The sequence below is a fragment of the Sphingobium sp. Ant17 genome (genome assembly GCF_000588875.1).
Taxonomy (GTDB): domain Bacteria; phylum Pseudomonadota; class Alphaproteobacteria; order Sphingomonadales; family Sphingomonadaceae; genus Sphingobium.
The window spans coordinates 1-11035 of sequence record NZ_JEMV01000101.1; the positions used below are offsets into that span (position 1 = coordinate 1).

Consider the following 11035-nt stretch of genomic DNA (forward strand, 5'->3'; position numbering starts at 1 on the left):
CCCCTCCCTTGAAAGGGAGGGGGGAGTTTTGCAAATGCGCTACCTACCCCTTACCGACACGGACCGGCAGGCGATGCTTGCCACCATTGGCGCGGCGTCGATTGATGATCTGTTTGTCGACGTGCCTGCCGAGGCCCGGCTTTCCGGCCAGATCGAAGGCCTGCCCGATCATGCCAGCGAATTGGCGGTCGAGCGGCATATGAGCAAGCTGGCGCGGCAGAATCTGTCGGCGGGGGAAGCGCCCTTCTTCCTGGGGGCGGGTGCCTATAAACATCATGTGCCCGCCAGCGTCGATCATCTGATCCAGCGCGGTGAGTTCCTGACCGCCTATACCCCCTATCAGCCGGAAATCGCGCAAGGGACGTTGCAGGTCTTGTTCGAGTTCCAGACGCAGGTCGCGCGCCTGTTGGGCTGCGACGTGGCCAATGCGTCCATGTATGATGGGTCGACCGCCTGCTGGGAAGCGATCGGCATGGCGCGGCGCATCACCAAGCGGGGCAAGGCGATTTTGTCGTCGGGCCTGCACCCCCATTATGTGTCGGTCGCGCGGACGATGGCGAAGTTCACCGGCGACGTGCTGGCGCATGACGCGCCGACGCTGACGGCGCAGACGGACATCGACGCGCTGATCGCGGCAATCGACAAGGATGTAAGCTGCGTCGTGGTGCAATATCCCGACATTTTGGGGCGTATTGCCGACCTGACCCCGCTGGCCGATGCGGTGCATGCGGCCGGTGCCTTGCTGGTGGCGGTGGTGACGGAGCCGGTGGCGCTGGGCGCGCTGGTGCCGCCGGGCGAGATGGGCGCGGATATCGTCGTGGGCGAGGGCCAGTCGATCGGCGTCGGCCTGCAATTTGGTGGACCGTATCTCGGCCTGTTCGCGTGCAAGCAGAAATATGTGCGGCAGATGCCCGGCCGCCTGTGCGGCGAGACGGTGGATGCGGCGGGCAAGCGCGGGTTTGTGCTGACGCTGTCCACCCGCGAGCAGCATATCCGCCGCGAGAAGGCGACGTCGAATATCTGCACCAATTCGGGGCTATGTGCGCTGGCGTTCAGCATTCATATGACGTTGCTGGGGGAACGGGGCCTGCGGGACATGGCGAGCCTCAACCACGGCCTGGCTGTGCAGGCCGCCGACCGGCTGGCGCAAGTGCCAGGCGTGACGCTGGTCAATGACAGCTTTTTCAATGAGTTCACTTTGGTCCTGACCAGGGATGCGCGCGACGTGGTGCGCAGCCTCGCCGACAAGGGCGTGCTGGGGGGCGTGTCGTTGGGGCGGCTGTTCCCCGATGCACCCGCGATCGGCAAGGGGCTGGTCGTTGCAGTGACCGAAACGGTGACGGCAGAGGATATCGAGGCACTGGCCACAGCGCTTGAGGAGGAACTGGCATGAGCAACTCTCTCCTGCCGTTCGGGCTGAGCTTGTCGAAGCCCTCGCCTGAGCGAAGCGAAGGCACCTCACTGCGTTCGGCGATGCCCTTCGACTTCGCTCAGGGCGAACGGAATATTTGCGGGAAGGATGTCTGAGATGACCATGCTCAAGGAAGGCCGTCCCACCACGCCCGTCGCGGTTGTAGATGCGCATATGGCACCGGCGACGGCAACGGGAAATCGCGCGCTGATGCTGGAAGAGGCGCTGATCTTCGAGATCGGATCGACCGAGACGACGGGCGTCGATTTCGCGCCCGCGCCCAAGGTGGCGAGCCGCCTTGGCGGGCTGGCGCGCAAGGCGATCGGCCTGCCGGGCCTGTCGGAACAGGAAACCGTGCGCCACTATACGCGGCTGTCGCGGCAGAATTATGCCATTGACCTGGGCCTGTTTCCGCTTGGCTCCTGCACGATGAAGCATAATCCGCGCCTGAATGAAAAGGTCGCGCGGATGCCCGGTTTTGCGGACCTGCATCCGCTGGCCCCGCAATCGACGGTGCAGGGCGCGCTGGCGGTGATCCATGAACTTGCCGCATGGCTGGTGACGCTGACGGGGATGCATAGCGTGGCGATGAGCCCCAAGGCGGGCGCGCATGGCGAATTGTGCGGCCTGCTGGCGATCCGCGCAGCGCTGGAGGCGCGGGGCGATGCGCGTTCGGTCGTGCTGGTGCCCGAAAGCGCGCATGGCACCAATCCGGCCACGGCGGCCTTCTGCGGCTATCAGGTCGAGGATATTCCCGCGACGCCCGAAGGTCGTGTCGATCTGGCGGCGCTGACGGCGCGGCTCGGCCCCGATGTGGCGGCGGTGATGATCACCAACCCCAATACGTGCGGCCTGTTCGAGCGCGACCTCAAGACGATTTCCGATGCCGTTCATGCGGTCGGGGCCTTCGTCTATTGCGACGGGGCGAATTTCAACGCCATCGTCGGGCGGGTACGGCCGGGCGATCTGGGCGTCGATGCGATGCATATTAACCTGCACAAGACCTTCTCGACACCGCATGGCGGCGGTGGTCCCGGCTCCGGGCCGGTGGTGTTGTCGGCAGCGCTCGCCCCCTATGCGCCGCTGCCTTTCGTCGAGAAGCAGGGTGACCAGTTCGTCCTGATCGAGGAGGAATCCGCGCAGGACCATCATGGCGGCACCTTTGGCCGGATGGTCGCTTTCCACGGGCAGATGGGCATGTTCACCCGTGCGCTCGCCTATATCATGAGCCATGGCGCGGACGGGTTGCGGCAGGTGGCGGAGGATGCTGTCCTCAACGCCAATTATATCCTGCGCAGCCTGGACGATGTGCTGGACGCGCCCTTTGGCGCCAGCGGGCCGTGCATGCATGAGGCGCTGTTCAGCGACAAGGGGCTGGCCGAGGGCTTTACGACGCTCGATATCGCCAAGGGGCTGATCGACGAGGGCTTCCACCCGATGACCATGTATTTCCCGCTGGTCGTCCATGGCGCGATGCTGATCGAACCGACCGAGACGGAGAGCAAGGCGGCGCTCGACCAGTTCATCCTGGCACTGCGCAGCCTGGCCGAGCGGGCCAAGGCGGGGGACGAGCTATTGAAGGGTGCGCCCTATCATGCGCCGCGTCGTCGGCTGGACGAGACGCTGGCGGCGCGCAAGCCGGTGCTGACTTGGGAAGCGCCGGTGCAAGCGCAGGCGGCCGAATGACGGTCTGGATTCCGGGCGAAGCGGACGGCGAAGCGCAAAAGCGCCACGCCCCCGCGACGCTGCGGAATCGGGACGCGATATTGGCGGTGCTGCGCGCGACATTGCCAGCATCCGGGCTGGTGCTGGAAGTGGCGAGCGGCAGCGGCGAACATGCGGTGCATTTCGCCGCTGCGCTGCCCGCGCTCGACTGGCAGCCGAGCGATCCCGATCCGGCGGCGCTCGCCTCGATCGAGGCGTGGCGGGGGGAGGCGGGCCTCGCCAATCTGCGTGCGCCGATGCTGCTGGATGCGGCGGCGGACTGGCCGATCGACCGGGCGGATGCGGTCCTGTGCATCAATATGACGCATATCAGCCCGTGGGAAGCCACGGTCGGGTTGTTTCGGGGCGGGGCCGCGCTGTTGTCGTCCGGCGCGCCGTTGATCCTCTATGGTCCCTATTTTCACGCCGATGTCGCGCCTGCACCCAGCAATGTGGAGTTTGATGCCAGCTTGCGCGCGCGCGATCCGCGATGGGGGATAAGGGCTTTGGAAGATGTCGCGGCGCTGGCGACGGCGCAGGGCTTTGCGCTTGATAGCGTTCAGGCGATGCCCGCGAACAATCTGACGCTGATCTTCCGCCGCACCTGACCTGCCGCTAGTCACAGCTTGTCACAGCGTGGCCCTGCGATAGCTTCTCCCCCGATAAACAGGGCAGGGGAGGCACGGATAATGCAGAGCATGATGGCGCGGCCAGCCCATGTTCCGGCGGATCGGATCGTCGATTTCGACATTTTCGCGCCGCCCGGCGTCGAACAGGATTATTTCGCCGCCTGGCAATCGCTGGTGCGGGAGGATGGTCCCGGCGTTGTGTGGACCAGCGCCAATGGTGGCCATTGGATCGCGACGCGCGGCGAGGTCGTGCGTACGCTGTGGGCCGACAATGTCCGGCTGTCGAGCGAAGTGCTGGCGGTGACGCCGGGCCTTGGCGAGGTGATGCGTTTCATTCCGCTGCAACAAGACCCGCCCGAGCATCAGCCCTTTCGCATGGCGGTGATGAAGGGCTTTGCGTCGCGCTTCGTGGTCGCGATGGAGCCGCAGGTGACGCAGGTCGCGCGCGAATTGATCGACGGGTTGATCGACCGGGGGGCGTGCGATTTCGTGGCGGATTTCGCGGAGATATTGCCGCTGCATATCTTCCTGACGCTGATCGACGTGCCCTTGTCTGACCGGCCGCGCTTGCGGGCGCTGGGCTCGCAACTCACGCGGCCGGACGGGTCGATGACCGTCGAACAATTGCGTGATGCCGCCGACGACTATCTCGCCCCCTATATCGCCGCGCGCATGGCCAATCCGGGCACCGACCTGTTCAGCCGCATCCTGTCCGAACCGGTCGAGGGCCGGACGTGGAGCGAGGATGAGGCGCGGCGCATGTGTCGCAACCTGCTGTTCGGCGGCCTGGATACGGTGGTGGCGATGGTCGGCATGGTCGCGCTGCATCTGGCACGACACCCGGAGGATCAGGCGTTGCTGCGCGCACGGCCGGACCTGATCCCCGATGCGGCCGATGAATTGATGCGCCGTTATCCGACCGTCTCGGTCAGCCGCAACCTCGTCGCCGATGTCGAGGTGGATGGCGTGACGCTGAAGGCGGGGGATATCATCTATCTGCCGAGCGTCCTCCACAATCTGGACCCGGCAAGTTTCGACACGCCCGAAGCGGTGCGGTTCGACCGCAAGCTCAATGCGACGCGGCATACGACGATGGGCGTGGGCGCGCATCGGTGCGTGGGCGCGGGGCTGGCGCGGATGGAGGTGATCGTGTTTCTGCGCGAATGGCTGGGCCGGATGCCGACCGTGCGGCTCGACCCCGACCGCCCAGTGACGATGAAGGGGGGTAATGTCGGCGCCTGCACCGCGCTGCCATTGCGTTGGGACTGATTGCACCCCCTTCATTTCGCGCGCGATCCGCTCTAAGGGCGGGCCAATGTCCAGCCCGCTTGTCGATCTTATCCGCGCCGAATTGCTCCAGCCTGCCGATCCGCGCGCGGCGGCGATGGCGGGCGCGATCGCGGCGCGCTATCCGCAAGCGGCGCGGGCAGTGCTGTTTTACGGCTCATGCCTGCGCGAGGCCAATCTCGACGGGCTGATGCTCGATTTCTACCTGATCGTGTCGGACTATCCGGCGGCCTATGGCAAAAGCTGGCTGGCGCGCGCCAACGCGCTGATCCCGCCCAATGTCTTTCCGTTCGAACATCAGGGATTGATCGCCAAATATGCCGTCCTGTCGGAAGCGGACTTTGCGCGGTTGAACAGCGTGGCGGCGGACAATGTTTCGGTCTGGGCGCGCTTTGCCCAGCCTGCGCGGCTGTTGTGGGCGGCAGACGATATGGCGCGGCAGCGCGCGACCGTGGCGGTAGCGCAGGCCGCGCCCACGCTCTTGTCGCTGGCCCGGCCGATGGCAGAAGAGGGCGACGATGTGTTGGGCCTGTGGCGGTGCGGCTTTACCCTGACCTATAATGCGGAGCTGCGCGCGGAGCGGAAGGGGCGTTCGCTGTCGATCGTCGATGCCGATCCTGATCGCTACCGGCGGCTGGGCGAGGCGGCTCTGGCGCAGAGATTGGCGCCGCCGCCTGCCGATGCACCGGGGCGCTGGCGCGCGCTGCAGCGGCGCGGCAAATTTTGTCGGTGGTGCGCCTGGCCAAGGCGAGTTTTACCTATGCGGGCGGCATCGATTATCTGGCCTGGAAGATCAACCGCCATGCCGGAACGGCGATCACGATCAAGCCGTGGCAGCGGCGCTGGCCGTTGCTGGGCGCGGTCACTCTGCTGCCTGCGCTGTTCCGTTCCGGGGCGATTCGCTGAGCGCATGCGACAGCGCCTGGCCCAGCGCCATCAGCGTATAAGGTTTGCGCAACACGATATGGCCCGCGAAATCAGCGCCTTCGGTAATGTCTCCGGCATATCCGGTCACGAACAGCACCGGCAGATGGGCATAGGCGGCGGGCAAGGCCTTGACCATTTCCGGCCCGGTCATGTCGGGCATCAGCACGTCGCTGATGATCAGGCCTATGTCGCTATTATGCGCGAGCAGCCGGGCAGCCTTCGACGGATGATCGCAGGCGATCGGCAGATGGCCCAGTTCGCTTAGCGCCGCCATCGTCTGGTTAAGCACGCGCGGGTCGTCCTCCACAACGAGGATGCGGGTCGGCGGATGCTCGACCGGCATGTGGTCGGTCGACACATGCTGGCCGAGCGCATCCGCGGCGTCCCCCTTATAGCGGGGCATGTAGAGATGGACGCTGGTGCCCTGGCCCGGCTTTGACTCGATGCGGATTTCGCCCTCGCACTGGCGCACGAAGCCGAAGATCTGGCTGAGGCCAAGACCGGTGCCCTTGCCTACCGGCTTGGTGGTGAAGAAGGGTTCGAAGACGCGCGTCAGAACATCGGCGCTCATCCCGCAGCCATCATCCGTGACGGTCAGCATGACATAGTCGCCCGCCGGACACTCGCCAATCTCGTCCCTCGCCAGCGTCGCGTGCCCGGTGGACAGGGTCAGTTGGCCGCGCCCGTCCATGGCGTCGCGGGCATTGACGCACAGGTTCAGGATCGCATTTTCCATCTGATGCTGATCGACGAAGATGCGCCACCCCTGCGCCTTTTGCGTAAAGCTGACCCGAATTTGATCGCCGATGGTCCGATCGATCAGGTCGGCCATGCCCGACAGCAGCGCATCGGGATCGACCGCACTGGGTAGCAACGGTTCGGCGCGGGCAAAGGCGAGCAGACGGCGGGTGAGCGCCGAGGCGCGGCTGGCCCCATCCATGGCATTGTCGAGGTGACGGCCAGCATCTTCGGGCTTCACGCGCATATTGCGCTTGGCCAGTTCCAATCCGCCTACGACGACCGCCAGCATATTGTTGAAGTCATGGGCGATGCCACCGGTCAGTTGACCGACAGCGTCCATCTTTTGCATTTGGCGCAGATGTTCTTCGGCCGCCTCGCGCTCGGTGGATTCCTGTTTCAGCCGTTCATAGGCTTCAGTGAGTTCGGCCGTGCGTGCGCGCACGGCCGCGTCGAGCCGGTCGGCGCGTTCGCTTTCGGCGTCGGCCAGGCGCCGGGCGTTGCGCCGATCGGTCAACGCGCCGTTGACGAACCAGACGGCAAACAGGACGCACACCAGCATGGCGAGGCCCAGCAGGCCGGATGTGCGGCCCATCGTTTCCGTGCGGTCGCCCGCCAGCGTCACCGCCAGGCTGCGTTCGCGCAGGCGGGCATTTTCCGCTTTGATGACGATATCGAGCAGCGCGGTGATGCGCTTCAAATCGCGCGAACTGCCGGCCTGATGAAAGCGGCCCAGCGCGCCGATCTTTTGGCCATAGGTGGTGCGCAGGGCAATTTCGTTCAGCGTCTTGCTGCGGTCGTCAAAGGCCTTTTGCAAAGCTTCGACATTGCCGCGCTGCCAGCCGGATCGGCGGGTGGCGTACCGAAGTGCCTTCAACTGACTGGCCGCGCCGCGCCACTGATCCTGGAACAGGCGGCCCGTGTCGGGGTCGAGGCTGATGACATAGCGCGCCAGCGTTACTTCGGCACGAGCGGTGCGGGCTTCGAAGGCACGGGCAAGGGCGATGATGTCGAAGCTGCGGCGCTGCTCGACCAAGGCCCGTTGATGGTCGCGGGTCGCGTTGCTGGCGCTGTAGAGCAGCGCGCCGAGCGAGCCGACGAGCAGCAGCGCCAAGAACAGCGGCACCGCGCGCCGGGCGCGGCTGCGCAACCCCTTACGGTCTGTTTCGGTCAAGTCGCCCTGTGCCATAGATCTTCACACTAGCCCAACCACTCTGGCAGCGAAACAACGTAGCGCAATGGTTCAGGCGATGGCACCCGTGGCCTTGCCCGCCACTTCGAACATGCTGATGATCTGTTCGACCTGCTCGTCGCTATGGTCAGCGCATAGCGAGCAGCGCAGCAGAAAAGTGCCCGTTGGCGTAGCSGGGGGGCGCGCCATGTTGACGTAGAGCCCCAGTTCCAACAGCGTCTGCCAGATGGCAACCGCCTGCGCCTGATCGGTCAGGATGACCGCGATGATCGCCGATTGCGGGGTTTTGGTGCCCAGCGTGAAGCCGAGGTCAGTCAGCCCCTGATGCAGCCGCTTGCTGTTCTTCCACAGATGGGCACGCTTGTCGCCCGCATGCATCAGCTTGCGGATGCTGGTCGCGGCGGTGGCCACGACGCTGGGCGGGAGCGAGGCGGTGAAGACATAGGGGCGGCAGACGAGGCGCATGATCTCGAACTTGGGATGGTTGGAGACGCAGAAGCCGCCGACCGTGCCGACCGATTTGGAAAAAGTGCCGACCACGAAATCGACATCGTCCGCGACGCCCTGTTCCTCATAGACGCCCCGGCCATTGGGACCGAAGAAACCCATGCCATGGGCTTCATCCACCAGGATCATGCAATTGGGATGCTGGCGGATCGCGGCGACCATATCAGGCAGCGGCGCGATATCGCCGAGCATCGAATAGACGCCCTCCAGCACGACAAGCTTCAACGCATCGGCGGGCAGGCGGGCGAGGCGCTTGGCCAGATCCTCGACGCTGTTGTGGCGGAAGCGGACGATTTCGGCGTCGCCCAGGAAGCAGCCGTCATAGATGGAGGCATGGCTGTCGGCGTCGAGGATGACATAGTCGCCCTTGCCCGCCAGCGTCGAAATGATGCCGAGATTGGCCTGATAGCCGGTCGAGAAGACCATGGCTGAGGATGTGCCGTAAAATTCCTTGAGTGCGTTCTCGACTTCCGCATGGCCCTGATAGGTGCCGTTGAGCACGCGACTGCCGGTCGTGCCCGCGCCAAATTCGTCGAGCGCCTTCTTGCCCGCATCGATCACGTCGGGGTCGAAGGTCATGCCCATATAGTTATAGGTGCCGAGCAGGATGGTTTCCTTGCCCTTGATGATCGCGCGGGTGGGCGAGAGTACCTCGTCCATCACGATCGAGAAGGGATCGCGCACCCCGGTCGCGAGCAGCGCTTCGCGCTCCGCGATCAGGGGATCGAATTTAGAAAACAGGTCCCGCGTAGGGGTGAGCGTTGCGGCGTCGGTCATGATATGGTCCTCAACCCGTTCGTGCTGAGTAGGGACTGAGCGAAGTCGAAGGCCCGTATCGAAGCATCTGCGCTCCGGCCGGTCCTTCGATACGCCATTTCGACTGCGCTCAATGGCTACTCAGGACGAACGGTATAAAATTAATTAGGCGGACTTCAGCTTTGCGACAGCGTCCACCAACTGGCCGACCGTTTCGATCTCCGCCTGCATGTTCATGGTGATGATGATGTCGAATTCATCCTCGATCGCGGCGACGAAGTCCATCACGGTCAGGCTGTCCCATTCCAGGTCGCCTGCAAAGCTGGTGGCTTCGGTGAGGTCGGTGCCCTTTTTGTTGAAGGGAGCGATCTGCGCCGTGACGCTGTCGAAAATTTCGGTGCGATCCGTCATTCTGGTCATTCTTTCCGTGAAAGCACGGCTTTTGCCGCCCATGGGCGCTCTTTGGCAAGGGAATAAGGCGGCAATCGGGCAGCATCGCGCCCTAAAGTGCAGTCCTCCCTGCGACGCTTAGCGGAAATTGTCGGCGTAGGCCTGCAATTTCAGCGTCTTGGGCGGGGTAGGGATGACGGTGTAGGCGATCCCCTGCTTTTGGGCATAGGCGACGGCGGCTTCCTGGGAAGGGAAGTTGAGCTTCAATTGCTGCTGCGTGTCGCCCGAACCCGCCCATCCGGTCAGCGGATCGGGCGTCTTGGCTTGCGTGGGCGCATAGTCCAGCACCCATTGATGGGTCAGCGCCTTGCCCGACTGCATGGCATTTTTCTGGATCTGATAGATGCGCGCATTCATCGCGAAGGCCTCCGGTAAATCGTCCTGCTGCGTTGCACCACGGAGCGCGCGCAAGTCAAGACTTGCGGCGGGCATCTGCATTTTTGGTGCGCAATGTGGCGCTGGCGGCGGTGGGATCGTCGGGCCAGGGGTGACGCGGGTAGCGGCCGCGCATTTCCTTGGCGACGTCGCGCCAGTTGCCCGCCCAGAAGCCCGGCAGGTCGCGCGTGGTCTGGATCGGGCGGCCCGCGGGCGAGGTGAGCGAGAGGACCAAGGGAATGCGCTGATTGCCGACCGTGGGATGATCGGCAAGGCCGTAAAGCGCCTGAACCCGCAATTCCACGCGCGGTCCGCCTTCGGCTGCATAGTCGATCGCATGATTGCTGCCCGCAGGTGAACGGAAATCGGGTGGGGCGAGGCGATCGAGCTGTTGCTTGCCATCCCAGCCGATAAGGCCTTCCAGCACGGCAGACAGATGCGCGCGGTCGATGTCGGACAGGCGGCGCTTGCCCGCCAGAAGCGGGGGGAGCCAGTCGTCCAGGGTCGCGCGCAGCGCATCGTCGGATAGCGCTGAAATCCCGGCGAAATCGGCCCGCATTCTTAGCGACTGTGCGGCCTCAGACCAGGGGAGGAGGGCGAGGCCGCCTTCGCGCACGCCATTAAGCAAGGCGACAGCGACGGCATCGGGATCGGGTCGGTCGTCGGAACCGGAGGAGAGCCGCACCGCGCCCAAGCGCCGTTCGCGCAACGCTTCGATCCCGCCATTGGCGGGACGGAAGCGGACGGTGCGGGTGGTCACGATGCGGTCGGGGAAGAGGGCCAGCACAGCTTCCTCGCTGATAGGGGCGGCGGACAGGATGCGCGCGCCCGCCGCGCTGCCCTGCACTTCGCCCACGGCCAACCATGGTTCGCGGGCGAGGGGCGAGAGCGGATCGAGCCGGAAGCCACGCCCGCCGACGCTGGTCCAGTCCGCGCCGTCTGCGGAGCGGCGTTTCGATACGCGATCGGGGAAGGCGAGCGCGAGGCAGAGGCCGACATGGTGGTCAACATAGCCCCTCCCTTCAAGGAAGGGGTTGGGGTGGGTGCCTCCGAAGGAGG

Annotated in this window: 10 protein-coding genes and 1 pseudogene; 6 read left to right on the top strand and 5 right to left on the bottom strand. The window is 64.8% G+C overall.

From position 1 onward, the window contains the following. Positions 1–34 precede the first annotated feature (34 nt). The 6 genes and pseudogenes from gcvPA to BF95_RS23415 all read left to right on the top strand — a co-directional run bounded on the left by gcvPA (position 35) and on the right by BF95_RS23415 (position 5937). Positions 35–1393, top strand: coding sequence for an aminomethyl-transferring glycine dehydrogenase subunit GcvPA (gcvPA, locus tag BF95_RS23395; protein WP_043154969.1), 1359 nt, complete (start codon positions 35–37; stop codon positions 1391–1393). Beyond that, positions 1390–1527 carry a hypothetical protein gene (locus BF95_RS28490; protein ID WP_200867048.1) on the top strand — a complete coding sequence of 46 codons (138 nt, stop codon included), beginning with the start codon at positions 1390–1392 and terminating at the stop codon, positions 1525–1527. Before gcvPA ends, BF95_RS28490 begins: the two co-directional genes overlap by 4 nt. Before the next feature lies 1 nt (position 1528). Then, entirely contained in the window at positions 1529–3097 is a 1569-nt protein-coding gene (gene gcvPB, locus BF95_RS23400; RefSeq protein WP_043154971.1) for an aminomethyl-transferring glycine dehydrogenase subunit GcvPB, read from the top strand. Further along, the gene (locus BF95_RS23405) at positions 3094–3723 is read left to right on the top strand and encodes a DUF938 domain-containing protein (RefSeq protein WP_043154973.1); all 630 of its coding nucleotides are present in this window, start codon (positions 3094–3096) and stop codon (positions 3721–3723) included. The genes gcvPB and BF95_RS23405 overlap by 4 nt, the downstream gene beginning before the upstream one ends. An 81-nt stretch (positions 3724–3804) precedes the next feature. Next, positions 3805–5013, top strand: a complete 1209-nt coding sequence (locus BF95_RS23410; RefSeq protein ID WP_043154975.1) for a cytochrome P450 — start codon at positions 3805–3807, stop codon at positions 5011–5013. Between the two features lie 46 nt (positions 5014–5059). Beyond that, a pseudogene (locus BF95_RS23415) lies at positions 5060–5937 on the top strand (hypothetical protein). Here BF95_RS23415 and BF95_RS23420 read toward each other — a convergent pair. The 5 genes from BF95_RS23420 to BF95_RS23440 all read right to left on the bottom strand — a co-directional run. Further along, complete coding sequence (locus BF95_RS23420) at positions 5894–7885, bottom strand: ATP-binding protein (protein WP_043154977.1); 1992 nt, start codon at positions 7883–7885, stop codon at positions 5894–5896. The pseudogene BF95_RS23415 and the gene BF95_RS23420 overlap by 44 nt on opposite strands. A 54-nt stretch (positions 7886–7939) precedes the next feature. After that, a complete protein-coding gene (spt, locus tag BF95_RS23425) occupies positions 7940–9172 on the bottom strand; it encodes a serine palmitoyltransferase (protein WP_043154979.1) in 1233 nt (410 codons plus the stop codon). Between the two features lie 144 nt (positions 9173–9316). Beyond that, complete coding sequence (locus BF95_RS23430) at positions 9317–9562, bottom strand: acyl carrier protein (protein WP_043154981.1); 246 nt, start codon at positions 9560–9562, stop codon at positions 9317–9319. A 117-nt stretch (positions 9563–9679) separates the two neighbouring features. Continuing rightward, complete coding sequence (locus BF95_RS23435) at positions 9680–9958, bottom strand: ETC complex I subunit (RefSeq protein ID WP_043154983.1); 279 nt, start codon at positions 9956–9958, stop codon at positions 9680–9682. Positions 9959–10013: 55 nt separating this feature from the next. Further along, positions 10014–11035, bottom strand: a 1022-nt coding sequence (locus tag BF95_RS23440) for an ATP-dependent helicase C-terminal domain-containing protein (protein ID WP_327195519.1), incomplete at its 5' end; no start/stop codon positions are given.

Excerpts from the sequence above, each read along its gene's own strand:
- gcvPA (WP_043154969.1), top strand. The coding sequence starts at position 35 with ATGCGCTACCTACCCCTTACCGACACGGACCGGCAGGCGATGCTTGCC.
- BF95_RS28490 (WP_200867048.1), top strand. The coding sequence starts at position 1,390 with ATGAGCAACTCTCTCCTGCCGTTCGGGCTGAGCTTGTCGAAGCCCTCG.
- gcvPB (WP_043154971.1), top strand. The coding sequence starts at position 1,529 with ATGACCATGCTCAAGGAAGGCCGTCCCACCACGCCCGTCGCGGTTGTA.
- BF95_RS23405 (WP_043154973.1), top strand. The coding sequence starts at position 3,094 with ATGACGGTCTGGATTCCGGGCGAAGCGGACGGCGAAGCGCAAAAGCGC.
- BF95_RS23410 (WP_043154975.1), top strand. The coding sequence starts at position 3,805 with ATGCAGAGCATGATGGCGCGGCCAGCCCATGTTCCGGCGGATCGGATC.
- BF95_RS23420 (WP_043154977.1), bottom strand. The coding sequence starts at position 7,885 with ATGGCACAGGGCGACTTGACCGAAACAGACCGTAAGGGGTTGCGCAGC.
- BF95_RS23430 (WP_043154981.1), bottom strand. The coding sequence starts at position 9,562 with ATGACGGATCGCACCGAAATTTTCGACAGCGTCACGGCGCAGATCGCT.
- BF95_RS23435 (WP_043154983.1), bottom strand. The coding sequence starts at position 9,958 with ATGAATGCGCGCATCTATCAGATCCAGAAAAATGCCATGCAGTCGGGC.